Source organism: Thermasporomyces composti (genome assembly GCF_003386795.1).
Taxonomy (GTDB): Bacteria; Actinomycetota; Actinomycetes; order Propionibacteriales; family Actinopolymorphaceae; genus Thermasporomyces; species Thermasporomyces composti.
This window is the reverse complement of record NZ_QTUC01000001.1, coordinates 2,528,150-2,551,612: the sequence shown is the minus strand read 5'-3', so window position 1 is coordinate 2,551,612 and position 23,463 is coordinate 2,528,150. Positions and strand designations below refer to the sequence as shown.

22 protein-coding genes, 2 tRNA genes and 1 other RNA gene are annotated in these 23,463 nt (G+C 71.0%); 8 read left to right on the top strand and 17 right to left on the bottom strand.

Annotated elements, in window-relative coordinates; all coding sequences use genetic code 11:
- Window positions 1-45: 45 nt before the first annotated feature.
- Together ffs and DFJ64_RS11010 are read right to left on the bottom strand one after the other, a co-directional pair.
- Window positions 46-142: signal recognition particle sRNA small type (gene ffs, locus DFJ64_RS11015), an RNA gene on the bottom strand.
- Window positions 143-253: 111 nt separating this feature from the next.
- Window positions 254-339: transfer RNA gene (locus DFJ64_RS11010), tRNA-Ser, on the bottom strand.
- Window positions 340-553: 214 nt separating this feature from the next.
- On the opposite strand from DFJ64_RS11010, the gene DFJ64_RS11005 reads away from it, so the two are divergent.
- Complete coding sequence (locus tag DFJ64_RS11005) at window positions 554-1,795, top strand: PrsW family intramembrane metalloprotease (RefSeq protein WP_245941066.1); 1,242 nt, start codon at window positions 554-556, stop codon at window positions 1,793-1,795.
- Window positions 1,796-1,811: 16 nt separating this feature from the next.
- On the opposite strand, the gene ptsP is transcribed toward DFJ64_RS11005, so the two are convergent.
- The 3 genes from ptsP to dhaK all read right to left on the bottom strand — a co-directional run bounded on the left by ptsP (window position 1,812) and on the right by dhaK (window position 5,965).
- Window positions 1,812-4,184, bottom strand: coding sequence for a phosphoenolpyruvate--protein phosphotransferase (ptsP, locus tag DFJ64_RS11000; protein WP_115850369.1), 2,373 nt, complete (start codon window positions 4,182-4,184; stop codon window positions 1,812-1,814).
- Window positions 4,185-4,273: 89 nt separating this feature from the next.
- Window positions 4,274-4,918, bottom strand: coding sequence for a dihydroxyacetone kinase subunit DhaL (gene dhaL, locus DFJ64_RS10995; RefSeq protein ID WP_115850368.1), 645 nt, complete (start codon window positions 4,916-4,918; stop codon window positions 4,274-4,276).
- Between the two features lie 45 nt (window positions 4,919-4,963).
- The gene (dhaK, locus tag DFJ64_RS10990; protein WP_115850367.1) at window positions 4,964-5,965 is read right to left on the bottom strand and encodes a dihydroxyacetone kinase subunit DhaK; all 1,002 of its coding nucleotides are present in this window, start codon (window positions 5,963-5,965) and stop codon (window positions 4,964-4,966) included.
- Between the two features lie 281 nt (window positions 5,966-6,246).
- On the opposite strand from dhaK, the gene DFJ64_RS10985 reads away from it, so the two are divergent.
- On the top strand, window positions 6,247-6,540 hold the full coding sequence (locus DFJ64_RS10985) for a type II toxin-antitoxin system VapB family antitoxin (RefSeq protein WP_115852000.1): 294 nt from the start codon (window positions 6,247-6,249) through the stop codon (window positions 6,538-6,540).
- A gap of 18 nt (window positions 6,541-6,558) precedes the next feature.
- A complete protein-coding gene (locus tag DFJ64_RS10980) occupies window positions 6,559-7,125 on the top strand; it encodes a LytR C-terminal domain-containing protein (RefSeq protein ID WP_115850366.1) in 567 nt (188 codons plus the stop codon).
- Window positions 7,126-7,338: 213 nt separating this feature from the next.
- Here DFJ64_RS10980 and DFJ64_RS10975 read toward each other — a convergent pair.
- The 5 genes from DFJ64_RS10975 to DFJ64_RS10955 all read right to left on the bottom strand — a co-directional run bounded on the left by DFJ64_RS10975 (window position 7,339) and on the right by DFJ64_RS10955 (window position 9,216).
- Window positions 7,339-7,428: transfer RNA gene (locus DFJ64_RS10975), tRNA-Ser, on the bottom strand.
- Between the two features lie 35 nt (window positions 7,429-7,463).
- On the bottom strand, window positions 7,464-7,934 hold the full coding sequence (gene tadA / locus DFJ64_RS10970) for a tRNA adenosine(34) deaminase TadA (RefSeq protein ID WP_281268500.1): 471 nt from the start codon (window positions 7,932-7,934) through the stop codon (window positions 7,464-7,466).
- A gap of 11 nt (window positions 7,935-7,945) precedes the next feature.
- Window positions 7,946-8,401, bottom strand: coding sequence for a tRNA adenosine deaminase-associated protein (locus DFJ64_RS10965; protein ID WP_115850365.1), 456 nt, complete (start codon window positions 8,399-8,401; stop codon window positions 7,946-7,948).
- Between the two features lie 83 nt (window positions 8,402-8,484).
- Window positions 8,485-8,844, bottom strand: a complete 360-nt coding sequence (locus DFJ64_RS10960) for a hypothetical protein (RefSeq protein WP_115850364.1) — start codon at window positions 8,842-8,844, stop codon at window positions 8,485-8,487.
- Window positions 8,845-8,916: 72 nt separating this feature from the next.
- Window positions 8,917-9,216 carry a hypothetical protein gene (locus tag DFJ64_RS10955; RefSeq protein ID WP_115850363.1) on the bottom strand — a complete coding sequence of 100 codons (300 nt, stop codon included), beginning with the start codon at window positions 9,214-9,216 and terminating at the stop codon, window positions 8,917-8,919.
- 203 nt (window positions 9,217-9,419) lie between these two features.
- On the opposite strand from DFJ64_RS10955, the gene upp reads away from it, so the two are divergent.
- Together upp and DFJ64_RS10945 are read left to right on the top strand one after the other, a co-directional pair.
- Window positions 9,420-10,061 (top strand): uracil phosphoribosyltransferase, encoded by a 642-nt coding sequence (gene upp / locus DFJ64_RS10950; RefSeq protein ID WP_115851998.1) that lies wholly within the window; start codon window positions 9,420-9,422, stop codon window positions 10,059-10,061.
- Window positions 10,062-10,170: 109 nt separating this feature from the next.
- Window positions 10,171-11,715: a glycosyltransferase family 2 protein gene (locus DFJ64_RS10945; protein ID WP_115850362.1), complete on the top strand. Its 1,545-nt coding sequence runs from the start codon at window positions 10,171-10,173 to the stop codon at window positions 11,713-11,715.
- Between the two features lie 78 nt (window positions 11,716-11,793).
- On the opposite strand, the gene DFJ64_RS10940 is transcribed toward DFJ64_RS10945, so the two are convergent.
- From DFJ64_RS10940 to DFJ64_RS10930, 3 genes are read right to left on the bottom strand one after another with little or no spacing between them, the layout of a single operon-like run.
- Window positions 11,794-13,179 (bottom strand): NAD(P)(+) transhydrogenase (Re/Si-specific) subunit beta, encoded by a 1,386-nt coding sequence (locus DFJ64_RS10940; RefSeq protein WP_245941065.1) that lies wholly within the window; start codon window positions 13,177-13,179, stop codon window positions 11,794-11,796.
- Window positions 13,151-13,447, bottom strand: coding sequence for an NAD(P) transhydrogenase subunit alpha part 2 (locus tag DFJ64_RS10935; RefSeq protein ID WP_115850360.1), 297 nt, complete (start codon window positions 13,445-13,447; stop codon window positions 13,151-13,153). The genes DFJ64_RS10940 and DFJ64_RS10935 overlap by 29 nt, the downstream gene beginning before the upstream one ends.
- On the bottom strand, window positions 13,448-14,569 hold the full coding sequence (locus DFJ64_RS10930; RefSeq protein ID WP_115850359.1) for a Re/Si-specific NAD(P)(+) transhydrogenase subunit alpha: 1,122 nt from the start codon (window positions 14,567-14,569) through the stop codon (window positions 13,448-13,450). It abuts the gene before it with no gap.
- Window positions 14,570-14,648: 79 nt separating this feature from the next.
- On the opposite strand from DFJ64_RS10930, the gene DFJ64_RS10925 reads away from it, so the two are divergent.
- The 3 genes from DFJ64_RS10925 to DFJ64_RS10915 are packed head-to-tail and all read left to right on the top strand — an operon-like array spanning window position 14,649 to window position 19,480.
- Window positions 14,649-15,488, top strand: a complete 840-nt coding sequence (locus DFJ64_RS10925) for a dienelactone hydrolase family protein (protein WP_115850358.1) — start codon at window positions 14,649-14,651, stop codon at window positions 15,486-15,488.
- 21 nt (window positions 15,489-15,509) lie between these two features.
- A complete protein-coding gene (locus DFJ64_RS10920; protein WP_115850357.1) occupies window positions 15,510-18,722 on the top strand; it encodes a glycoside hydrolase family 2 TIM barrel-domain containing protein in 3,213 nt (1,070 codons plus the stop codon).
- Window positions 18,719-19,480 (top strand): P-loop NTPase, encoded by a 762-nt coding sequence (locus DFJ64_RS10915; RefSeq protein ID WP_115850356.1) that lies wholly within the window; start codon window positions 18,719-18,721, stop codon window positions 19,478-19,480. The genes DFJ64_RS10920 and DFJ64_RS10915 overlap by 4 nt, the downstream gene beginning before the upstream one ends.
- A 63-nt stretch (window positions 19,481-19,543) precedes the next feature.
- Here DFJ64_RS10915 and fxlM read toward each other — a convergent pair whose 3' ends face one another.
- From fxlM to DFJ64_RS10895, 4 genes are read right to left on the bottom strand one after another with little or no spacing between them, the layout of a single operon-like run.
- Window positions 19,544-20,755: a methyltransferase, FxLD system gene (fxlM, locus tag DFJ64_RS10910; RefSeq protein WP_115850355.1), complete on the bottom strand. Its 1,212-nt coding sequence runs from the start codon at window positions 20,753-20,755 to the stop codon at window positions 19,544-19,546.
- Window positions 20,756-20,815: 60 nt separating this feature from the next.
- Window positions 20,816-21,733 carry an ABC transporter ATP-binding protein gene (locus tag DFJ64_RS10905; RefSeq protein ID WP_245941064.1) on the bottom strand — a complete coding sequence of 306 codons (918 nt, stop codon included), beginning with the start codon at window positions 21,731-21,733 and terminating at the stop codon, window positions 20,816-20,818.
- The gene (locus DFJ64_RS10900; RefSeq protein ID WP_245941063.1) at window positions 21,700-22,581 is read right to left on the bottom strand and encodes an ABC transporter ATP-binding protein; all 882 of its coding nucleotides are present in this window, start codon (window positions 22,579-22,581) and stop codon (window positions 21,700-21,702) included. Before DFJ64_RS10900 ends, DFJ64_RS10905 begins: the two co-directional genes overlap by 34 nt.
- On the bottom strand, window positions 22,574-23,449 hold the full coding sequence (locus tag DFJ64_RS10895) for an ABC transporter permease (RefSeq protein WP_115850353.1): 876 nt from the start codon (window positions 23,447-23,449) through the stop codon (window positions 22,574-22,576). The genes DFJ64_RS10900 and DFJ64_RS10895 overlap by 8 nt, the downstream gene beginning before the upstream one ends.
- Between the last annotated feature and the right edge of the window lie 14 nt (window positions 23,450-23,463).

Below are 23,463 nucleotides of genomic sequence, written 5' to 3'. Positions count from 1 at the left end.
CTCGCTCGGTCGAGGAGACGGGCCTTTGCGGTGATTCCCCCGAGACAAGAGGACTCCCCGCGCACCCGACAGAGCCTGCTTACCCTTGCTGCCTTCCGGCCCTGGGGGGGTTGGGCAGGATGCCGCCGCGCGGGGAGCCGAAGGGAAGTCTACGCGAGGCGCGCCCCACCGGCGACCCGGTGGCGACGCCCACCGCTCGGAGCCACAACGGACGAACGCCGGACCGACCAGGCCCGGCGTTCGCGATCATCGGCGGAGGATGCGGGATTCGAACCCGCGAGGGGTTGCCCCCAACACGCTTTCCAAGCGTGCGCCCTAGGCCAACTAGGCGAATCCTCCGCGCGAGAGGGTACCCGCTCATGGCCCCGGCTGACGAATCGCCCCCTCCCGTCCATGCCACGCCAAGCTCCGATCGTTCTCGAAGCGCCCGCGCACTCGCGATGCCCGGCGCCACGGACAGGATTCGACCCACCTGGAGGGATCCGTCCAGCCTCCTCCCGACCGTCCATGATCACGAAGCGTGATCAAAGCCGCTCCTCTAGGCTCTTGGCCCATGAGCCTCCCGCCGCCACCGTTCGCGCACCCCCCGCCCCACGGCGGCCTCGGTCCGCCCGTCCACGGCACGTCGCCTCACCACGGGTGGTTCAGCGGCTACCAGCCGGCGCCGGTCCGGCAGCGCCGCCGGGTCCTCGCGCCGGTGGCAGCGCTCGTGATCATGGCGGCGTTGATCCTTCCCCTCATCGGGCTCACCGTGCTCGGCACGGGTCCAGGACCCGTGGCCTTGGGCACCTTCCTGGCTCTCCTCCCGGTCGTTCCAGTGGCGGGCGTGTTCCTCTGGATCGACCGCTGGGAGCCCGAACCAGGCCGCTTGCTGCTCATGGCCTTCTTCTGGGGCGCCGGCGTGGCCACCGTGGCCGCCCTCCTCGGCGACTTCCTCGTCAAGCTCGTCTGGGCGGCGATCTTCGGCACCGCGAAAGCCGGGACGCTGGGCCTCGTCCTCAACGCGCCTGTCATCGAGGAGGCGGCCAAAGGGCTCTTCCTGCTCATCCTGGTCGCGGTCCGGCGGCGGGAGTTCGACGGGATCGTCGACGGCATCGTCTACGCCGGCCTCGTGGGAGTCGGGTTCGCCTTCACCGAGAACATCCTCTACCTCGCCGCGGCCTTCGCCACGGGCGGCTTCCAGGGCGGCGTCGTGACGTTCGTGCTCCGCTGCGTGCTCTCGCCGTTCGCGCATCCGCTCTTCACGGCGATGACCGGCCTCGCCATTGGGGTGATGATCCGTAGCGCCCGGCCGGGGCGGATCCTGCTCCCGGTCATCGGCTACCTCACGGCGGTCCTGCTGCACGCCCTGTGGAACGGCTCGAGCCTCCTGCTCGGCGGCGCCGGCTTCTTCGTGGTGTACGTGTTGGTGATGGTGCCGATCTTCGTCGCCATGATCATCGTCGTCGTGTGGCAGCGCCGACGCGAGCAGCGGATCGTCGCCACCCACCTGCCGCGCTTCGTCGCGGCCGGCTGGATCGCTCCCGACGAGGTGCGCCACCTGGTGAGCCTGTCCGGTCGCCGGGGCTGGCGCGCCGCTGTCAAACGCCACTGGGGCCCGGAGGCGGCCAAGGCCCTGCGTGACTACCAGACGGCGGTCACGGAGCTCGCGTTCTTCCACGACCGGTGGGCTCGTGGCACGGTCGGCCGCGAGGCGCAGCAGTGGCTCCACGACCTGGTCGCCAACGTCTTCGCCGCACGGCAACGAGTGCTCAGCCGGCACCCGGACCTGCTCGCCCAGCAGCGACCGACCTGAGGGCGGACCTGAGGGCCTAGGAGCGGAAGGCCTCACGCAAGGCGGCCTTGACGTCGGGGATTGCCGTGGGCGCCATCGAGAGCTCGTCGACACCCAGGTCCACGAGTCGGACGGCGGCGTCGGGACTCGCCGCCAGCTCCCCGCAGACGGCCACCTCACAGCCGGCCCTGCGGGCGCCAGTGACGAGCGTCTCGTACAGCCGCCACAAGGCCGGATGGTCCGGCTGGTACAGCTCGCCCACCGCGTCGTTGGTGCGGTCGGCCGCCATGACGTACTGCGCCAGGTCGTTGCTGCCCACGCTCACGAAGTCGACCTCGGACCCGATCTCCTCCGCGGTCAGCGCGGCCGCCGGAACCTCGATCATGACCCCGACGCGAGCCGGAGGCCGATGGGGAACATCGCACTCGGCGAGCTCCCGCACCACGGAGCCGACCAGGTCCCGGAACGCCCGCGCCTCCGCCGCCACCGTCACCATCGGCGCCATCACGCTGACCTCGCCTCGACAGTCGGTGGCGGCGCGGGCGATCGCGCGCAGCTGAGTCCGCAGCACCGTCGGGTGGCGCAGACCGTGGCGTAGTCCGCGCTCACCGAGCGGGCCGTGCCGCCACGGATCGAGGTGCAGCGCCGGGAGCAGCTTGTCCCCTCCGGCGTCGAGGGTGCGAACGACGACCGGTCGATCCCCCAAGGCCGCGAAGATCTCGGCCAGCTCGGCGACCTGCTCCTCCTCACCGGGAAGCTCCGGACGGTCGACGTAGAGCAGCTCGGTCCTCAGCAGACCCACGCCGTCCGCACCCGCGTCCACCGCCGCCCGCGCCTCGGCCAAACTTCCCACATTCGCGGCGACCCGAATCCGGCGACCGCGAACGGACACCGTCGTGCCGACGGAGGCCGCTCGCGCCTCAGCGCGCCTCGCGACCTGTTCCTGGCGGTGCTGCTTGGCCGCGAAGATCACCGACTCCGGTGGGTCGACCTGGACGACACCGCTGTCTCCGTCGAGCACGACCGGCACCGCGTCAGCGACGTCGAGGACCGGTCTGCCGAGCCGGATGACCATGGGCAGGTCGAGTCCGCGCGCGATGACCGTGGCGTGGGCGGTCAAGCCACCTCGGGCCAGGGCGATGCCGTGGGCACCGGCGTCGGCCAGCGCTGTGACATCAGAGGGGAGCAGGTCCTCGGCGACGACGACCGCGCCGCCCACCTCCTCCGGGCGGATCGTCGGGCGGACGTCGACACCGAGCTCGGCGAGGACCGCCCGTCCCAGGTCCTCGACGTCGGCGGCACGCTCGGCGACGTACGCCTCACCACGCGCCAGCAGGTCACGCGCGTCCTGGACGCACCGCCACCACGCGGCTTCCGCCGAGTCTCCCGCCTCGATGCGCTCCCGGGCCCGCGCGCGAAGACCCGGGTCCGCCAGCATCGCCTCGTGGGCCGCCGCGATGTCGGCGTCCGGTCCCCCTCGAGCCGCGCGGGCGGTGAGGTCGGCGCTCGTCGCCGACAACGCTGTCTCGAGGCGATGCCACTCCGCCTCCGCGGTGGAGTCGCGGCGCGGTGGCAGGGTCGGCTCAACCGGTCGAAGCTGCCGCACGGGCCCCACGGCGAGGCCGGGCACAGCGGGGAGACCGTGGAGGACGCCGGGTTCGACTCCGGGTTCGACGGTCTCGGGCACCCACGCCTCGGGAGGTGCCTCCTCCATCTCCCCGAAGCCCTCCTCGATCAACGCCAGGACCGCGTCGAGCGCCTCACGCGCATCCGGACCGGTGGCGCTCACCTCGACCTCACTGTTGACGCGCAGACCCGCGGCGACGACGCCGAGCACGCTCGTCGCCTCCACCCCGCGCCGTCCTGGGCGACCGATGCGGACCTCGGCGTCGAAGCCGCTCACGACCCGCGCCAGCTGGGACGCCGGCCGGGCATGCAGTCCAGCCGGGTTCCGCAGCACGGTCCGCGCGGTGAGGGGACGCTGCGGCGTCGACGCCGGGGTGGGAGCCGGCTCGTGCTCGTCGACGGCGCGGCTTCCCGCCTGGCGGGCGGCGGCCACCACCGCGTCGAGGTCCGCGCCGCCAGCCGCCACCGTCGCCGCCGCCACGGCACCCTCGACGAGGGGCGCGTCGACCAGCCGAACGCGCCCCGCCTGCTCGGGGTCGAGCGCTTCGACCACCATCTCGGCGGTCATCTGGGCGCTGCCCAGGTCGTAGAGCACGACGACGCCGGAGCCGTCGTCGACCTCGGTCACGCTCGCCATCACCTTGGCGAAGCTCGTGCCGATGCCGCCCTCGTCAGCACCGCCCGCCGCCGCGATCGGGACGTCCGGCGCCATCTGGGCGGCCAACGCCCGCACTCCCTCGGCGAGCTGGTCGACGTGTGAGACGAGGACGAGTCCGACGGTCATGGGCGCTCCCGGCGAGGCGTTGTGTCCGACGCCCGGGACGTGGACGTCGAGGAGATGCCTCCATCGTGGCGGTCAGCGACGTGTGATCGTCAGGCGGCTGACCGACCGGCCGCCTGGTCCGCCATGGCCCGGAACAACAGCGCGGTCGAGGTGGCTCCCGGGTCTTGGTGACCCGCGCTGCGCTCCCCCAGGTAGCTCGCGCGTCCCTTCCGTGCGACGAGCGGGATCGTGGCCCGCATTCCCTCCTCCGCGGCGTCGGCGGCCGCGGCCAGGATCTGGGACAGCGGCGCGCCGGAGGCGAGCGCACGCTCGGCGGCACGCGCGGCCGCCTCCCAGGCGTCGACCATGGTCTTGTCGCCGGGCTCGGCCTTCCCCCGCGCCACGACTCCGTCCAGACCCGCTCGAATGGCCGCCACCACGTCCTCAGCGGTCAGCTCCGGGCGGTCCTTGACCGCGGTGCTGGCGCGCAGGAAAGCCGTGCCGTAGAGAGGTCCGGCCGCTCCGCCGACCTTGGAGATGAGCGCGGTGGCGACCCCGCGCAGCACGTCGGAGGGCGTCGCGGAGTCCGGGTCGGGAAGGGTCGCCACAGCCGCCTGCATGCCTCGGTCGAGGTTCGCTCCATGGTCGGCGTCGCCGATGGCGGCGTCGAGCTCGACGAGGTAGTCGCGGTTGTCCGCGACGACCCGCGCGTACGCCTCGACCAGGTCACGGACGTCCCGCGTGGTCACTGGCATGGTCCACCGCCTTTCTACGAGGGTCTTCCTGCGGCGGTGCTGCCGTCACGCTCTCCACCGCAGTGCCGCCGTGTGGACGGGCGCGTCCCACAAGTCGACGAGCTCCTCGTCCAGCCGTAACACCGTGATCGACATCCCCGCCATCTCCAGCGAGGTGATGTAGTTGCCCACGAGGCTGCGCTCGACGGTGATGTTGCGGTCGGCGAGGAACCGCGCCGCGTGGCGGTAGGCGACGTAGAGCTCCATGAGCGGTGTCCCGCCCATGCCGTTGACGAAGAGGAGGACGCGCTCACCAGAGCTCAGGCCCAGGTCGGAGATGACGGGCACCAAGAGGCGCTCGACGATGGCGTCCGCCGGCTCCAGAGGCATCCGCTCCCGTCCCGGCTCCCCGTGGATGCCGATGCCGATCTCCATCTCGTTCTCGCCGAGCTCGAACGTCGGCTTGCCGGCGTGGGGAACCGTGCAGGGCGTCAGGGCCATGCCCATGCTGCGGACGTTGTCGTTGACCCGGCGGCACACCTTGACGACATCGGCGAGAGGCGCGCCCCGCTCGGCGGCCGCGCCGGCGATCTTCTCGGCCAGCACCGTGCCACCGACGCCGCGCCGGCCGGCCGTGTAGAGGCTGTCCTCGACCGCTACGTCGTCGTTGATGACGACGGTCTGCACCTCGATGTCCTCGGCCGCGGCCAGCTCGGCGGCGGTCTCGAAGTTGAGCACGTCGCCGGTGTAGTTCTTCACGATGTAGAGGACGCCGGCGCCGGCGTCGACCGCCTTGGTCGCCTCGACGATGGGATCGGGTGTGGGCGAGGTGAAGACCGCTCCCGGGCACGCCGCGTCGAGCATGCCCATGCCCACGTACCCGACGTGGAGCGGCTCGTGCCCACTACCGCCGCCGGAGACCAGCCCGACCTTGCCGGGGCGCGGCGCGTCGCGACGGACGACGTAGGGCGGGTCGAGGTTCACCCGCAGCAGGTCCGGGTGCGCCGCGGCGACGCCCTCCAGGGCTTCGTCGACGACCTTCGTCGGATCGTTGATGATCTTCTTCATCGCCGGTCTCCTCCCACCCGCAAGGGCAGTGGGGTACCTACCCGACCTCGTGGGGGCGACCCCCCTCGCCGACACTAGCCGCGACACACGACTGCCGGAGTGGCCGACCCGACGATCCGTGCGACGGGATGGCCCCGCAGGCTCGCCTCGAGACCACCGAGCTGGCACCCGAGACCACCCGGAGACGAGTTCGTCAGGACGATTACGCGCCGCAACGACGACTCGAGCACGCTTCGTCGCACGGAAGGCACGTACCGTACCCGGCAGTACACTACCCGACCGTGATCTTCAAACGAGTCGGCAATGGGCGCCCGTACCCACCGCACGGCTTCACGCAAAGTGACTGGGCCAAGCTTCCGCCCCGCCCGATCCGGCTCGACCAGCTCGTCACCACCAAGCGCACGCTTGATCTCGAGACACTGCTCGCCGAGGATTCCACCTATTACGGCGATCTCTTCGCTCACGTGGTCGAATATCAGAACGAGCTGTATCTCGAGGACGGACTACACCGGGCGCTGCGGGCGGCTCTGCACCAGCGAATGGTTGTCCACGCCCGGGTCCTCCGCCTCGACTGAGCATCGGGGGACGGGGACATGGAACCGAGCGGCGTTCGCTCCTACCCGTATCGGCGGCGCAGGCGGATTCGTGGGCCCATCACCCTCCTCGTCCTCATGGGCATCCTCGTGGGTGCGGCGTGGTACGGCTACGACACGGTGATCGTCGGCGAGCCCAAGCCAGAACCGACCGTGGTCTGCGCCACCCCGTCCCCCAACCAGAAGCAGTACATCAGCGCCCAGACGTTCGTCGTCAACGTCTACAACGCCAGCAAGATCAGCGGCCTGGCCGAGCGTACCGCGAACGCGCTCCGCGAGCGCGGCTTCACCATCGGCAAGATCGGCAACGACCCCTACGGCGTCGATCCCAAGTACGCCGAGATCCGCGGGCGCGACCGCAACGCTCCCGAGGTTCTCCTCGTCTCCGAGCACTTCAGCGGGGAGGTCCGCAGGGGCGACGACCGTACCGACACCACGGTGGACATCATCCTCGGGCCCAAGTTCTACGGGCTCATGAGCAAGGCGCCCGCGGCGATGGACGTCACCACGCCCATCGGCGTCTGCGTGACGACGACGCCGACGCCGAACGTCGCCGCCTACCGCTGACGTCCGCCGCGGTCACGGTTCGCGCCTCGTGACGATCACATGAGGGCTTGAGCCGCCCGCGCCCGCGGACCGGCAGCGCGCATGGCACGACGACACGCCCGTTCGACAAGGGCTGGGACGGCGGCCACGACGAGAGGAGAGGAAGCGGAGCCGGAGGACGAGAAACGCCGGACGGACCCTCCTGGATCCGCCCGGCGTCACGCCGCTTCGGGCTGGCGGTGGCGGTGGGATTTGAACCCACGGAGGAGTTGCCCCCTCACACGCTTTCGAGGCGTGCTCCTTAGGCCGCTCGGACACACCACCGCCGGGTAGGGTACCGGGCCCTCGGAGCGTGGTCGTCAGCGGGCCCGCCGACGGGTCGCGAAGAACTCGCGCAGCAACGCCGCGCAGTCGTCGGCGAGCACGCCGGACACCACCTCGGGGCGGTGGTTGAGCCGCCGGTCGCGAACGACATCCCACAGCGACCCGACCGCTCCGGCCTTCTCATCCCACGCACCGAAGACCAGCCGGGCGATCCGAGCGAGCACGATCGCACCAGCACACATCGTGCACGGTTCCAGCGTCACGACGAGGGTGCACCCGTCGAGACGCCAGCGACCGCGCGCGACGGCCGCCTGCCGAATCGCCACAATCTCGGCGTGGGCGGTCGGGTCACCCTCCGCCTCACGCGCGTTGTGGCCACGGCCCAGCACGCGACCGTCGGCATCGACGACGACACAGCCGACGGGGACGTCACCGCCGCGCGCGGCTCGCTCCGCCTCCTCCAGGGCGGCTCGCATGGCCGGCTCCCACGACGAGGCGGTGGTCACAGCGTCAGGTCTCAGCGGACGGCCTCGAGCGCGTCGACGCAGCCCAGCCGCTCCGCCAGGACCGCGACGGCCTCACTCGGCGACGTGCCGATGCCGACCGCGAGTTGGTGGAGCTCGTCGGAGGGGACGCCGAGATCGTCCAGCACGCCCTTGTCGCCCAATGGCTCGGACGGCAGGTCGTCCGGCGACTCATTCGCGGCGAGCTCACTCAGCAGCGCCGCACCGACGGGAGACCGCACGGCCTCCGCCGCATCGGAGACGAAGGCCTTCGGGTCGTCGTCGGGGTCGACACGCACGACGCCGAACCAGTCCTCGTCCTCCACCAGGACGACGACCACCCCGTCGTCGGACTCGACCTGGCTGGCGACCTCGGCGACGTCCTCGATTTGCCGGACGTCATCGAGGTCGATCTCATCTCCCTGCCACCCGCCGCCTGTGCGGGTGAACGCTGCCGCGAAGTACGACACCGCGCACCATTCCTTCGTTCGTGCCAGTTGTTCGTCGAGTTGTCGCACCCGGACGGCGAGATTCCCCCCTGCCCTGGTGCACGTCAGTCGGACGCCGCGTGGACCGCGTGCGGGGACGCGGCTTCGCACCCTAGACGCCAGGCGATTGTGCCGAGCATCTGGTCCGGGCCGAGGTCGACATCGTCACACAGCGCGCCGAAGGTGGGAACGCCCAGATCCACCAGGACGTCACCGCCGTGGGCCGGCCCGGACTCGTCGGTCGCGGAGAGCCGGTCCACGACGCTGGGAAGCCCACCACGGCCATCGCCCGCAGAAAGCTCACGCACGCTCCCCACCAGGGAGTCAGGGTCACCAGTCGCCGTCCTGGCGAGCTCGGTGGCCCGCCGGCAGCCGGTCAGGAGGTAGGCGGCGACGGCAACCGTCGTCCTGCTCTCCTCGGCCATAGAAAAATCGTGACAGACACCACGGGCGCCCACACGCATTTGTCGGTCGATTCTTGAGCGTACCCCGGGCCACTACAGCGTGCGGTAGCTGGCGTGCCGGAGCATCGCGCGCAGGCGCGCCACTCGCGTCCGCCGTGGAGCGAGGCGGGCCCGCAGCTCCCGCGCCTCGGCCAAGTCACGGAGCAGAGCGGCTCGACGGCGCAGCCGATCGGCCTGGCTCTCCTCCGCTGGTCTCGCCCACTCGGCGACGTCCGACGGGTCCCTCGGCGACGTCGTCGGTCCCCGCTGACCGGTGTCGGTGTCGTCCAGGGCCGGTGCCTCCCCGCGCCGCCAACGACGTCCCTTGCCCGCAGCTGCTCGACGCTGTGCCATCGCGCCGGCCTCCCACCGATGCCAGACAGTGCCGGCCTCCCACCGACCAGACAGGAACGCTGGAGCGGCCGCCGACGATTCTCGCGCGTCCCACTAAGGTGGCTGTCCGCCAGGTGCCCAAGCAACGTCTGGGCGGGGCCAGTTTCGGCCGCATCCCTGGCGCGGACGCCGACGAAGCCTTCGACACAAGCGAGGTCTCGCCCATGCGGATCCACGTGGCTGACCACCCGCTCGTCGCCCACAAGCTCACGGTGCTGCGTGACGTCACCACGAGCTCGCCGATCTTCCGGCGGCTCACCGACGAGCTCGTCACCCTGCTCGCGTACGAGGCGACCCGCGACGTGCGGACCGAGCCGGTGACCGTCCAGACTCCGGTGGCTCCGGCCCAGGGGGTCCGCCTCGCCGACCCCAAGCCCCTGGTCGTCCCCATCCTGCGGGCGGGCCTCGGCATGTTGGAGGGCATGGTCCGGCTGCTGCCCACCGCCGAGGTCGGGTTCCTCGGCATGATCCGCGACGAGAAGACCCTCCAGGCCTCGACCTACGCCCAGCGGATCCCCGACGACCTCACCGGTCGGCAGTGCTACGTGCTCGACCCGATGCTGGCGACGGGTGGGACGCTCGCTGACGCGATCGGCTTCCTAGTCGACCGAGGCGCGAGCCAGATCACGGCGGTCTGCCTGCTCGCCGCCCCGGAGGGGCTCGAGCACCTGGAGCGGCGGTTGGCCTCCTGCACGGTTCCCGTCACGATCGTCATGGCGGGCCTCGACCAACGCCTCAACGACCAGGGCTTCATCGTTCCCGGACTGGGCGACGCCGGCGACCGGCTGTACGGCGTGGTCGACTGACCGCGACCACGCAACGTCGGACAGGCCGCGCCGTGCGGTCACCGTTCGCGCCACCGCCACACCGTTGCTGAGAGGTTTGTCACGGGCGTGAACGGACGATGCTCCAGGCATGGGCGTGAAGGTCAGTGTGGTGATTCCGGTCTACAACCCGGGGCCCTACTTGGAGACCTGCCTCACGTCGGTCCTCCACCAGACCCTTCCGCCGAGCGAGTACGAGGTGCTGTTCATCGACGACGGCTCCACGGACGGCAGCACCCAACGGCTCCAGACCGTGGTCGAACAGCATCCCCATATCCGGCTCATCCATGCGGCTCGCACCGGTGGACCGGGCCGCCCGCGCAACATCGGAATCGAGGCGGCGAAGGGTGAGTACGTCTACTTCCTCGACCCCGACGACCGGCTGACGCCTCGGGCGCTCGAACGGATGTACGACATGGCGGTCCGCAACAGCGCCGACATCGTCATCGGGAAAGTGGTCGGTCACGGCGGCCGCGGGGTGCCCTCGCGCCTGTTCCGGGAGTCCAAGGACTCCGCGGACCTGATCAAGGACAACCTCTTCGGCCTCTTGACGCCGCACAAGCTCTTCCGCACGGCTTTCCTCCTCCGACACCGCCTGCGGTTCCCCGAGGGGCCGGTCTGGCTGGAGGACCACCGCTTCGTCGTCGAGGCGTTCTTCCTCGCCAAGAAGATCAGCGTGCTCGCGGACGAGGTCTGCTGCCACTGGGTCAAGCAGCGGGGGCGGGCGCACTACTCAGCGCGTCGGTTCGACCCGGTGAAGTACTACAAGGCGCTGCGTGCCGTGCTCGACGTCGTCGACGCCTACACGATCCCCGGGGACGACCGCGACCAGCTCTACGCCCACTGGTACCACGGCAAGATGCTCCGCCTGCTGGGCGGGCAGACCTTCCTCAACCGCTTCATCCGGCCACGCCGGTACATCCAGGCCCGGGAGATCCGCAAGCTCGCCAAGGAGCGTTTCGCTCCCTCCGTCGAGCAATGGCTGCCGGTCTCCATGCGGGTCCGCGCACGCTTGCTCCACGCGGGCGCCTACGCCGACATCAGCAGGCTCGCCCGGGCCGAGCGCGGCCTGACCGTCGTCCCCTTCCTGGACCGGGTGGACTGGGACGGCAACCAACTGGTCGTCCGGGTGACCGGCCGGCTCACCTACGCCGACGGCCGCCCCGTGCGGTTCCAGCGGAACGACGGTCGCTTGCTGTGGGAACCGCCCGTGCAGCTGCGGACGCCCCTATCCGACGACGCCTTCGACGTGACGAAGGTGATCGAGGAAAGCCGGCTGGACATCTATGTCCGCGATCGCCAGGACGGCGGCGACTTCGCCATCCCCACGACCTCCCACCTGGTGCCCGAGGGGTCAGGCGGGCTCGAGCAGCTCGTCCTGCAAGGCACGGCCCGGATCGACGTGCGGTCCGGCAAGCTGGGCCGACCGCTCGACCCCGGCATCTGGGATCTCTTCGTCCGGATGGAGACCTGCGGGTGGGTCGTGCAACGGCGGCTCAGTCGGCCCACCTCGGTGCAGATCCAGGCCCCGCAGCCCAAGCGGGTGCTCGGCGCCGACGGCACCTTCCTCGTCGAGCCGTACTGGACGGCGTTGGGGAAGCTGAGCCTCAGGGTCAGCGTGGAGCCGCCCGACTGACCAGACGCTGACCCGGGCCCGCGCCACTCAGGGTGGCGACGGTCCCCCAGCGCTGGCGCGCCGGGGCGGAGGTGCGGGCTAGAGGCTCCGCAGCGCCGCCACCAACCGTGTCAACGACTCCTTGGCGTCGCCGAAGAGCACGGAGGTCTTCGGGTCGTAGAAGAGCTCGTTCTCCACCCCCGCGTACCCGAGCCCTCGCGACCGCTTGAGCACGACCACCGACGCCGCCCGGTCGACGTCGAGGATGGCCATGCCGGCGAGTGGCGACCCGTAGGGACGTCGCGCGGCGGGGTTGACCACGTCGTTCGCTCCGACGACGAGGGCGACGTCCGCCGACGGGAACTCGGAGTTGGCCCGGTCCAGGTCGGCCAGCTGGTCGTAGGGGACGTCCGCCTCGGCGAGCAGGACGTTCATGTGGCCGGGCATCCGACCGGCGACCGGGTGGACCGCGTAGCGGACCTCGACGCCCCGGCTGGTCAGGACGTCGGCCAGGTCACGGAGCGCGTGCTGGGCCTGGGCGACCGCCAGGCCATAGCCGGGCACCAGGACGACACGACTGGCGTACCCGAGGAGCGCCGCCACGTCCTCCGGACCGACCGTCTTCATCGGTCGGGTGCCGTCCCGCGCGAGGGTGGGCGGCCCGGCCAGCGCGCCGACCAGGATGGTGCTGAGTCGGCGGCCCATCGTCCGGGCCATGCGCCGCGTGAGCACGAGCCCGGCCGCGCCCACGAGGATGCCGGCCACCAGGAGCAGCACGGAGTCGAGCAGGTAGCCGCTCGCTGCCACCGCCAGCCCGGTGACCGCGGTGAGCAGGGAGATCACGACGGCAACGTCCGACCCGCTGACCGGCAGCACGAGCAGGACGCCGACCGCGAGGCCCAAGAGGGCGAGCAGGACGCCGACCGGCGTGGCGCCGGTCAAGGCAAGCACGACCGCGGCCGCCAGCGCGGCGAGCACCGTACCGCCGTAGACCCAGGGGGCCCGCGGCACGACGATCGGCCGCGCCGGCAGCAGGTCGCTCAGCTTGGCGACGCTGACCGCTGAACCCGCCACGCTCACCGCGCCCGCCACGACCGCGAACGCCGCGAGGGCGGACGCGAGCCCACCGGAGGTCACCCGCGCGAGCGCCACCAGGACCACGGCCGCGCTCCCGACGCCGTTGAGCACCGCGACGAGCCCCGGCACCGCGGTCAACGTGACCTTGCGTGCGGCGGCCACACCGACGAGGCCACCCAGGCCGAGGGCGCACAGGATCGGCAGCAGGTGGTCCAGTCGCGCGGTGAGGAAGACGAGCACGAGCGCCAGGAGCGCTCCCGCCGCGCCCACGAGGTTCCCGGCACGCGCGGTCCGCGGTGACGACAGCCCTCTCAGCGCGAGGATCAGACAGATCGTGGCGATGACGTAGCCCACCTGCGCCCACGTGGGCGTCACGACCTCACCCATGGTCGACCCGCTTTCGCCCACCGAACTTCTCCACCATCCGGTCGGTCACCACGAACCCACCGGCCAGGTTGAGGCTGGCGAGGAAGACCGCGACCAGCCCGACCACGAGCTCGGCCGTGGTGCTGGCCCGCCCCGCGACGAGAACGGCGCCGAGGAGGATCACGCCGGCGATGGCGTTGGCCCCGGACAGCAGGGGCGTGTGCAGGACCGTCGGCACCTTCGAGACGACCTCGTAGCCGGTGAACGCGCTGAAGACGAGGATGATGACGAGTGCGATCCCTTCGGCCACTCAGCCCACCTCCGGGATCAGCTCGGCTGTCGGCCGGTGTCTCACCTCACCGGCATGGGTGACGCACGCGCTGGCGAGGATCTCGTCGTCGAAGTCGAGACGCAGCTCGCCGTCGCGCAGCAAGAGCATGAGCATGTTGAGGATGTTCTGGGAGTACAGACGGCTGGCCTGCATCGGGAGCTGGCTGGGGACGTTCTGACCGCCCCAGATGAGGACGCCGTTGACCGACAGCTCCTGGCCGGGAACGCTGCCCGCGACGTTGCCTCCCTGGTCGGCGACCAGGTCGACGACCACCGACCCCGGCCGCATGGCCTCGACCATCTCCGACGTCACCAGCAGAGGCGCGGGTCGCCCCGGGACGGCCGCGGTCGTGATGAGCACGTCCGCGTCGGCGACGTACGGCGCGAGCAGCTCCCGCTGCCGCAGGGAGCGTTCCTCGGTCATCTCGCGCGCGTAGCCGCCCTCTCCCTCCAACGGCGGGAGGCCCAGGTCGAGGAAGCGCGCGCCCAGGCTGGCGACCTCCTCGGCGGCCGCTCGCCGCACGTCGTACGCCTGCACGTTCGCCCCGAGCCGACGTGCGGTCGCGATCGCCTGGAGCCCGGCCACGCCGGCGCCGAGGACGAGCACCGTCGCCGGCTCGACCGTGCCGGCCGCGGTCATGAGGAGCGGGAAGAACCGCGGCAGTCGCTCGGCGGCGACGATCGCCGCCCGGTACCCGGCCACCATGGACTGGGAGGTGACCGCGTCCATCGGCTGGGCGCGTGAGGTTCGGGGCACCAGGTCCATCGAGAACGACGTGAGCTTCCGCTCGCGCATGCGCCGGACGAGCGGGAGCTCCTGCCTGGTCGGTAGGAACGAGATGGTGACGGTTCCCTCCGCCAGCGCGCGAGCGGTCGCGAGGTTGATCGGTTGCACGGACACGACGACGTCGGCGTCGAAGACGTCGTCGAGGACGCGCGCGCCGGCGTCGCGGTACGCCTCGTCGGGGATCCCCATCTCCGCGCCGGCGTCGGTCTCCACCACCACCTCGACCCCGGTCGAGAGCAGCCGAGGCACGAACTCCGGAAGCATGGCGACCCGGCGTTCGCCGGGACGTCGCTCGCGCAAGACCGCGATCCTCACGGCCGGCCACCCTACGACACCATGGCGATCACGGGGTAGGTTCGGATGCCAGCTCGCCTTCACCGTGGAGGAGCCGCCGATGTGCTTCGACTATGACGCGATCCCGCCGGAGCCACCGGAGAGCTGCGTTCCCGTCGAGGGCAAGCGAGTCGTCCTCACGTCGACCGACGCCACGCCGTTCGCGGCCTTCGAGGCCATGGCACCTGAGCCGTCCGGCGCCGGCGTGGTGATCCTCCCCGACATTCGTGGCCTGTTCGCCTACTACGAGCGGCTCGCCGAACGGTTCGCCGGGCTGGGCATCGACGCCGTGGCGATCGACTACTTCGGTCGAACGGCCGGACTCGAGCCTCGCGGCGCCGACTTCGACTTCCGCGCCCACGTCGCCCAGACCACCCCGGAGACTGTCGCCGCGGACATCGAGGCAGCGGTCGACCACCTCCGGCGGCGCAACCGGGTCCGCGGGATCGTCACGGTCGGCTTCTGCTTCGGTGGGAGCTACTCGTTCCTCCAAGCGGCCAACCCACGGCTCGTCGAGCCCCGAGAGGAGGATGGGACGGACGCCGGGACAGCGCGCACCGGGACGACGGACACCACGACACGCTCGGGCCTCGTCGGCGTCATCGGCTTCTACGGCGGCATGCGACCCAGGGTGCCCGGTGGCCCCACGCCGATCAGCGAGGCGCCGAAGGCCCGGGTCCCGGTGCTCGGCCTGTTCGGTGGTGCCGACTCGAGCATCCCGCCCGAGCAGGTCGAGGCGTTCGCCGCGGGCCTGCGCCAGGCGGGCGTCGAGCACACCGTCCACACGTACCCGGGTGCGCCGCACAGCTTCTTCGACCGCAGCCACCACGACCACACCAGCGAGTGCGCCGACGCCTGGCGTCGGATGCTGGCGTTCATCCGCCGGCACACCGCCGCGTGAGTCCCTGGAGGAGCCATCCCGATGCCAGCCAACACCCCTGCCGGCCTCACGGCGGCGGCACGCCCGTGGGAGACGCCCGAGCTCACCGGGGTCAACCGCCTTCCTGGGCGGGCGACACTGCTCCCCTACCGGACAGCTGAGGACGCGCGAGCCCGCGAACGCGCGGACGTCCTCCGCCTCGACGGCGACTGGGCCTTCCAGCTCGTCGACCGCCCCGAGGACACCCCCGCCGACTTCGCCGCGCCCGACTTCGACGACTCCTCCTGGGGAACCATCGCCGTCCCCGGCAACTGGACGATGCAGGGCTACGGACGCCCGCAGTACACCAACGTCCAGATGCCGTTCCGGCCGAACCGGCCGCCCCACGTCCCGGAGCACAATCCCACGGGGCTGTACCGGACCAGCTTCGAGCTGCCGCCGGAGTGGGCGGGGCGCCGGCTCGTCCTTCACATCGGCGGCGCGATCTCGGTGTCGTCGGTCTGGCTCAACGGCCAGCCGGTCGGTCTCGGCAAGGACTCCCGACTGCCGAGCGAGTACGACGTTACCCGCCTCGCCCACCCTGGCACCAACACCCTCGCCGTCCAGGTCATCCAGTGGTCCGACGCGAGCTACATCGAGGACCAGGACCAGTGGTGGCAGGCGGGCATCCACCGGTCGGTCTACCTCTACGCGACGGGACCGACCTACCTCCACGACGTCGCCGTGACCGCCGGCTACGACTACCAAACCGGCGCGGGCACCCTCGACATCCTCACCACGGTGGGTGGTCTTCCCGGACCCGGGTGGCACGTCGTCGCCACCCTCGACGGCCCGGACGGCGAGCCCACGCTCACCGAGCCCCTGACCGGCGAGCCCCTGCTGCGAGCCGGCGACCCACCGGGGTTCGGCCAGGTGCGGCTGGAGACGTCCCTTCCCTCGGTTCAGCCGTGGTCGGCGGAGGTCCCGACGCTCTACACGGTCGTGGTGAGCTTGCGCGACCCCGACGGTCAGGAGGTCGAAGCCACGTCGGTGCGCACCGGCTTCCGCACCGTCGAGGTCCGCGACCGTCAGTTGCTCGTCAACGGCAAAGCGGTCACCATCCGAGGCGTCAACCGTCACGAGCACCACGACCGCTACGGGAGCGCCGTCCCGCTGGAGACGGTGCGGCGTGACGTCGAGGTGCTGAAGGCGTTCAACGTGAACGCGGTCCGCACCTCCCACTACCCGCCCGACCCGGCGTTCCTGGACCTCGCGGACGCCTACGGCCTCTACGTCATCGACGAGGCCAACATCGAGGCCCACGCCAACTACTCGACCCTGTGCGACGACCCGCGCTACCAGGCGGCGTTCCTCGACCGGGTCAGCCGCATGGTGCTGCGCGACCGCAACCACCCGAGCGTCATCGCGTGGTCGCTGGGGAACGAGTCCGGCTACGGACCCAACCACGACGCCGCCGCCGGCTGGGTGCGCCGGGTCGACCCGAGCCGGGTGCTCCACTACGAGGGTGCGATCAACGCGGACTGGTCCGGCGGGCACGCCGCCACCGACATCGTCTGCCCCATGTACCCGTCGATCGACCGCATCGTCGAGTGGGCCAGGACGACCACCGACCACCGCCCGCTCATCATGTGCGAGTACGCCCACGCCATGGGCAACAGCTGCGGCAACCTCGCCGACTACTGGGCGGCGATCGAGTCCCACCACGGCCTGCAGGGCGGCTTCATCTGGGAGATGCTCGACCACGGCATCGCCGTCACCGCCGAGGACGGGACGTCGTACTGGGCCTACGGCGGGGACTTCGGTGACGAGCCCCACGACGGGAACTTCGTCTGCGACGGCCTGTTCTGGCCGGACCGCCGCCCACACCCGGCGATGTGGGAGGTCAAGCGGGTCTACCAGCCGGTCGACGCCGAGCTCGTCGACGCCCACGGTGAGGTCGTGGACGCCGAAGGGAAGCCGACCGACTCGGTAGGCGCGGCCCGGCTGCGCATCCGCAACAAGTACGACTTCCGGGACCTCGGTCACCTGCGCATCACCTGGACCGTCACCGTCGACGGCTCGGTGGTGGCGACCGGCATCCTGCCCCAGCTGGCCGTCCCGCCCGGCGGAGCCGAGGAGATCGACGTTCCCTGGCAGGTGCCCGAGCTGGCGCCCGGGCAGGAGGCCCACGCTCTGCTCAGGTTCGTGGCCGATCACGAACCGCTGCTCGGTGAGAGACACGAGGTCGGCTGGGTCCAGCTCGCGCTGGGCGTCGCGCCCGCGCCGGAAGCGAGCGGCGACGTGGTCAGCGGGACGACCGGGCCGCTCACGGTGGAGGAGTCGGAGTCCGGCTGGACGATCCGCGGCGACCGCGTCGAGGTCGCCGTCCGCCGTGGCGACGGGGTGCTCACGGCCTGGCGGGTCGACGGCGTCGACCTCCTGACCCGCGGTCCGGTTCCGAACGTGTGGCGGGCACCGACGGACAACGACGGCATTCGAACGGTGACCGACGAGTGGCACCGTCGATCCCAGGCGTACTTCCGGTGGATCGACGCCGGGCTGGACCGGCTCACGTCGCGGCTGGAGAAGCTGTCGGTGGAACCGGCGGAGTCGTCTGGCGACAAGGCCGGCCACGTGGTGATCGCGTGGTCGGAGCGCCTCTGCCCGCCGGACCGTGACCACGGTATCGGCCATGAGGCGCGGCTCGTCGTGGCGGCCGACGGGTCGCTCCACGCCGAGCATCGGTTCGAGGTCGACCGAGAGCTGCCGGATCTGCCGCGCATCGGCGTGGTGGCGACCGTCCCCGCCGGCTTCGAGGACCTGGAGTGGTTCGGGCGCGGCCCGCACGAGAGCTACATCGACCGCAAGGCCGGCGCGGCGCTAGGTCGCTGGATCAGCACCGTCGACGACCAGTACGTCCCCTACATCCTGCCCCAGGAGCACGGCAACAAGACCGACGTGCGCTGGATGGCGTTGCGTCGCGAGGACGGCGTCGGGCTGCTGGTGAGCGCGCCGACTCCGGTCGAGGCCAAGGCGTCCCACTACTCCGACGCCACGCTCGACTCGGCGTGGCACACCGTCGACCTGGTGCGCGACGAGGTGACCCACCTCTTCGTCGACGTCCGGCAGCGTGGCCTCGGGGGCGCGAGCTGCGGCCCCGACACGCTCGAACGCTACCGCGTGCCGTCGGGCACCACGTACGAGCTGCGGTATCGGTTGGTGCCGTTGCGGCCGGAGGACGACCCGGCGGTCGTGCACCGGGCTGCGCGCCCATGACCGCCACGGTCGTCTTCGCCAGCGGGAAGGGCGGCGTCGGCAAGAGCACCGTCGCGGTGAACGTCGCCGCCGCCCTCGCGCGCGAGGGCGTGCGGATCGGCCTGGTGGACGCGGATGTCTACGGACCGGACATCCCGGCGATGGTGGGCCTCACGCGCCGCACGCCAGCACGGTCGGTGACCCTGTGGCAGCGGGACCTGCCGCCGCTGGAGCCGGTGGAGCGGTTCGGGATCCCGATCGTGTCGGCGCAGTTCCTCCTCAGTGAGGAGCAGGCGTTGGACTGGTCGGCACCGCTCGTGGCTCTGCTGCTGCGCCGGCTCGTCACCGACGTGGCGTGGCCGGCCGAGCCCGACCTCCTCCTGGTCGATGTCCCGCCTGGGACGGGTGACCTGCAGCAGGACCTTCTGGGGCTGGTTCCCGACGCCCAGGTCGTCCTCGTCGTGACGCCCCAGCACGCCGCTCACCTCGACTGCCGAAAGATGGTGTCGATGCTGCGGCGACGCAAGACCGCGCTGCTCGGCGGTGTGGAGAACATGAGCGGCTACGCATGCCCCTCGTGCGGGCACCAGACGCCGCTGTTTCCACCGGTGGCGGCCGAGCACGCGATCTGGGCGGAGGACGTCGAGCGGCTGGGTGCGATCCCGTTCCATCCGACCACCGGCCACGTCCACGCTCCCGTCGTCGTGACGGATCCCGACGCGGCCGCCAGCCGGGAGTTCACCACCGTCGCGCGTCGGATCGCCGAACGGGTCGGTTGAGCGACCCGGCTCGGGGCGGTGAAAGGGCGACGCCCCGGGGAGGCGGAGAACCTCCGGCCGGTGTCACCCGGGAGCGTTCCAGGAAATGCCGAGCTTGGTGTGCCGCTTCGGGACGATCCACTCTGCCGGGATCGCCGCGTCCGGTGTCTCGACGGGGTAGGCGTCGATGCGCAGCCCGGCGGTCGTGCGCCTGTCCCAGGCTCGGATCCGCTCGGCGAGTCGACTCGCGAGCCCGTGCCCGTCCGGGCCGTAGCCACGCACCATGACCTGGAACGGCTCGTCGCCGTGCCGCCCGTGCGGACGGCACGGGACCGCGAGGTTCTCGCCCTCCAGCAGCCCGAGGCCGCCCACCACGTCGTCGGGAAGGCCGCCGAAGGACCGTACGAACGCCGGGTCGGTGAGGGCCAGCCACAGCGCCAAAGACCGCCACAGCTGCGTCGACGTGGCCGTCACCGTCGTGGCCAGCTCGACCGCCGGGCTCTGGCCCGGGCCGAGCTCGGCGAGGACGTTCACGTCGCCGCGCAGGTCGCCGTCGTCCCAGACGGATCCGGACTCTCCGACCTTGACGTAGCGGCCGGGTCCGGCGAACTCCCCACGCAGCGGCATGAAGCCGCAGTCGACGATCGACCCACTGCGCCACGTCCGTCCCACCGGCTCGAAGCACACGCTGCGGTAGACGCCCCTGATGCCGAGCGGGACCACCAACCGCCCGCTCGGCGCGAGCTGCCCGGTCCACGCCGGCGGCAGGTCCCAGGCGCCGGCCGTCACGATGATTCGGTCGTACGGAGCGCCGTCCGGCCAGCCGAGGCCGCCGTCCGCGCAGACCACCCGCACCTGGTCGAAGCCTGCGTCCCGCAGGCCGGCCGCCGCGCGTTCCACCACGTCGGCGTCGAGGTCGACCGTGGTCACCGCGCCCTCGGGGCCGACCAGCTCGGCAAGCAGCGCGGCGTTGTAGCCGGTGCCCGCGCCGATCTCGAGGACCCGGTGACCACGGGCGACGTCGAGCTGCTCCAGCATGAGCCCGACGATCGAGGGTTGCGAGGCGGAGCTGGTGGGCATGCCGTCGTCGCCGACCTTCGTGACGACGGCCTCGTCGGCGTACGCCCGTTCTGGCGGCACCTCGGGGACGAAGACGTGCCGCGGTACCACGCGCAGCGCCGCCTCCACCGCGGGACTGGTGACCACCGCGCGGGCGCGCAAGTCGTCGACCATCCGGTGCCGCAGGTCGGCGGCATCGACCCGCTCCACGTCCGTCGCCTTCGGACACGTGGCCATGGTGCGCCTCTCGCCGTGCGGACTCGTCTCCGTCCCGCCACCCTACGAGGGCGGACCGGGTCAGGGAACCCTCGCGTCGGGCTCTCCCGACACCATCGGGTCGGCCTCCTCGCGCTCGGCCTGATCCAGGTCGATGCGATCCGTCCAGCGCTGGTCCGGGTCGGGCTGCGGGACCGAGGCCAGCAGCAGCTTCGTGTACGGGTGCTTGGGCTGGTGCATGACCTCCGCGACCGGCCCCTTCTCCACGATGCGGCCACGCGTGATGACCATCACCTCGCCCCCGAGGTAGTAGACGGTGGACAGGTCGTGGGTGATGAACAGCGTCGTCATGCCGTACGAGCGCTGGAAGTCGAGGAGGATGTCGAGGAACGCCTTCCGCACCTGTGCGTCGAGCATCGAGACCGGCTCGTCCGCGATGACGTACGACGGGCGGAGCATGTGCACCCGGGCGAGCATGATCCGCTGTCGTTGCCCGCCGGACAGCTGGTGCGGGTAGCGGCCGAGGACCTGGCCCGGGTCGAGCCGCACCGCGCGCAACGACTCCTCCATCAGCTCCTCGGCCTGCGCCTTCGACGACGCCAACCCGAACTTGCGGATCGCCGTCTTCAGCACCCGGTCCACGCGGTAGACGGGGTTGAAGATCGCGTAGGGATCCTGGAAGACCGGCTGGACGTTGCGGCGGAAGTCGTCGTACTCGGCTCGGGACAGCCGGAAGATGTCCTTGCCCCCGTAGGTCACCGTGCCGGAGGTCGGCCGCTGCAGACCCAGCACGATCCGCGCGAGCGTGCTCTTTCCGCTGCCGCTCTGGCCGACCAGGCTGACGATGCGCGGCGGGTCGGTGCTCAGCGTGAACGACGTCTTGTGGACCGCCGTGAGGAAGCCCGTCTCCGTGCCGCGGGCGTGGAACCGCTGCTCGACGTCACGCAGTTCGATCGCTGGCCCGGTCATGGCACCCGACTCCGCTGTTCCTCCCGCCATGGAGCCTCCCCGATCTTGGGGATCGACTCGATCAAGCTCTTCGTGTAGGGGTGCTGAGGTCGCTTGAACACCTGTCGGACGTCCCCGACCTCGACCACCTTCCCCTCGTACATCACGGCCACCCGGTCGACGAGCTGAGCGTGCACGCCCATGTCGTGCGAGATCACGACCAAGGTGACACCGAACTGATCCCGCAGGTCGCCGAGGCTTTGCAGGATCACCCGCTGGATGGTGACGTCGAGCGCGGTCGTCGGCTCGTCCGCCACGACCAGGTCGGGCTCGAGCGCGATCGAGATCGCCATGAGCACCCGCTGCTTCATCCCACCGGACAGCTCGTGCGGGTACATGCGAGCGACGTTCTCGTCAAGCCCGACCTGACGCAACAGCCGCCGAATCATCGCGTCGACGTCACCACGGAGGTCCCTCCGGTGCTCGAGGATGACGTCCCGGAACTGGTCGGCGACCCGCATGACGGGGTTCATCGAGTTCATCGACCCCTGCGGCAGGTAGGACAGCGCCTTCCAGCGCAGCGCCCGCAGCCGACGCTCGTCGAGCTCGAGCAAGTCCACCGGAGGTGAGCCCCGAGGACGAAAGACGATCTCACCACCCGCGACGTACCCAGGCGGCCGCAGCAGCCGAAGCAGGGCCACCGCCAAGGTGGTCTTGCCGCTCCCGGACTCTCCGGCGATCCCGAGGATCTCGCCGCGTCGGATCGCCAGGTCGACGCCGTTCACCGCGGGGACGTCCCCCTTGGTCGTTCGGTAGTGAACCCGAAGGTCCTTGATCTCGACCAAGGGCTCGTCGGTCAGCTCCGTCCCGGGCACGCGGGCGGCGGTCACCTCAGGCACCGGCGACTCCTCTCAGACGCGGGTTGTAGATCTCCTCCAACCCGATGTTGATGAGGTTGAGTGCCGCGAACAGCAGTGTGAGGAGGACGATCGGAGCGACGAACATGGGCCAGGCGCCCAACGTCATCGCTCCGGTGTTGATGGCGCTGAAAATGATCTTCCCGAGGTCGATGGTCTCGCCGGGTCCGAGCCCGATCACCTCCAGACCCACGAGCGCGAAGATGGCGCCCAGGGCCGACGACGCGAAGCCCACGCCGATGTAGGGGAGCATGTTCGGCAGCAGCTCGTAGACGATGATCTCGATGTCGCGGAACTTCGTGACCTTCGCCAGCTCGACGTACGGCCGCGCGCGCAGGCTCAGCACCTGCGACCGGATCGTCCGGGCCGCGAACGGCCAGCTGAAGACCGCCAGCATGATCCCGACCTCGACGATCCCGACGTTCTTGGTGTAGGCCGAGAGGGCGATGAGCAGCGGGAAGCTCGGGACCACGAGCACCATGTCGGTCACCGTCGACAGCACCCCGTCGACGACGCCGCCCTTGTAGCCGGCGAGGAACGCCATGATCACCCCGACGACCGTCGAGATGACGCCGGCGATCGCGCCGACCTGCAGGGACGCGCGCAGCGCCTCGATGGTCATCGCGAACACGTCACGGCCGAACTGGTCGGTACCGAGCCAGTGCTGCGGAGAGGGGACCAGCCACTTCTGGTAGGCCGCGATCGCGACCGGGTCCTTGCCCTTGCCGATCGCGGCCGAGATGAGCGGGCTCAGCAACGCCAGCGCGATCAGCGTGAGCAACAGCACCAACCCGGTCGTGAGCTTCCAGTTGCTGGTCAGGGCCCTCGCCACCCCGCGCAGCAGCCTCATCGCACACCTCCTGT

Bases quoted from the DNA above. Each gene is read 5' to 3' on its own strand.
- dhaK (WP_115850367.1), bottom strand. From the start codon at position 5,965: ATGAAGAAGATCATCAACGATCCGACGAAGGTCGTCGACGAAGCCCTG.
- upp (WP_115851998.1), top strand. From the start codon at position 9,420: ATGCGGATCCACGTGGCTGACCACCCGCTCGTCGCCCACAAGCTCACG.
- DFJ64_RS11005 (WP_245941066.1), top strand. From the start codon at position 554: ATGAGCCTCCCGCCGCCACCGTTCGCGCACCCCCCGCCCCACGGCGGC.
- dhaL (WP_115850368.1), bottom strand. From the start codon at position 4,918: ATGCCAGTGACCACGCGGGACGTCCGTGACCTGGTCGAGGCGTACGCG.
- DFJ64_RS10925 (WP_115850358.1), top strand. From the start codon at position 14,649: ATGTGCTTCGACTATGACGCGATCCCGCCGGAGCCACCGGAGAGCTGC.
- DFJ64_RS10980 (WP_115850366.1), top strand. From the start codon at position 6,559: ATGGAACCGAGCGGCGTTCGCTCCTACCCGTATCGGCGGCGCAGGCGG.
- DFJ64_RS10920 (WP_115850357.1), top strand. From the start codon at position 15,510: ATGCCAGCCAACACCCCTGCCGGCCTCACGGCGGCGGCACGCCCGTGG.
- fxlM (WP_115850355.1), bottom strand. From the start codon at position 20,755: ATGGCCACGTGTCCGAAGGCGACGGACGTGGAGCGGGTCGATGCCGCC.
- DFJ64_RS10905 (WP_245941064.1), bottom strand. From the start codon at position 21,733: ATGGCGGGAGGAACAGCGGAGTCGGGTGCCATGACCGGGCCAGCGATC.
- DFJ64_RS10945 (WP_115850362.1), top strand. From the start codon at position 10,171: ATGGGCGTGAAGGTCAGTGTGGTGATTCCGGTCTACAACCCGGGGCCC.
- DFJ64_RS10955 (WP_115850363.1), bottom strand. From the start codon at position 9,216: ATGGCACAGCGTCGAGCAGCTGCGGGCAAGGGACGTCGTTGGCGGCGC.
- DFJ64_RS10895 (WP_115850353.1), bottom strand. From the start codon at position 23,449: ATGAGGCTGCTGCGCGGGGTGGCGAGGGCCCTGACCAGCAACTGGAAG.
- DFJ64_RS10960 (WP_115850364.1), bottom strand. From the start codon at position 8,844: ATGGCCGAGGAGAGCAGGACGACGGTTGCCGTCGCCGCCTACCTCCTG.
- DFJ64_RS10915 (WP_115850356.1), top strand. From the start codon at position 18,719: ATGACCGCCACGGTCGTCTTCGCCAGCGGGAAGGGCGGCGTCGGCAAG.
- ptsP (WP_115850369.1), bottom strand. From the start codon at position 4,184: ATGACCGTCGGACTCGTCCTCGTCTCACACGTCGACCAGCTCGCCGAG.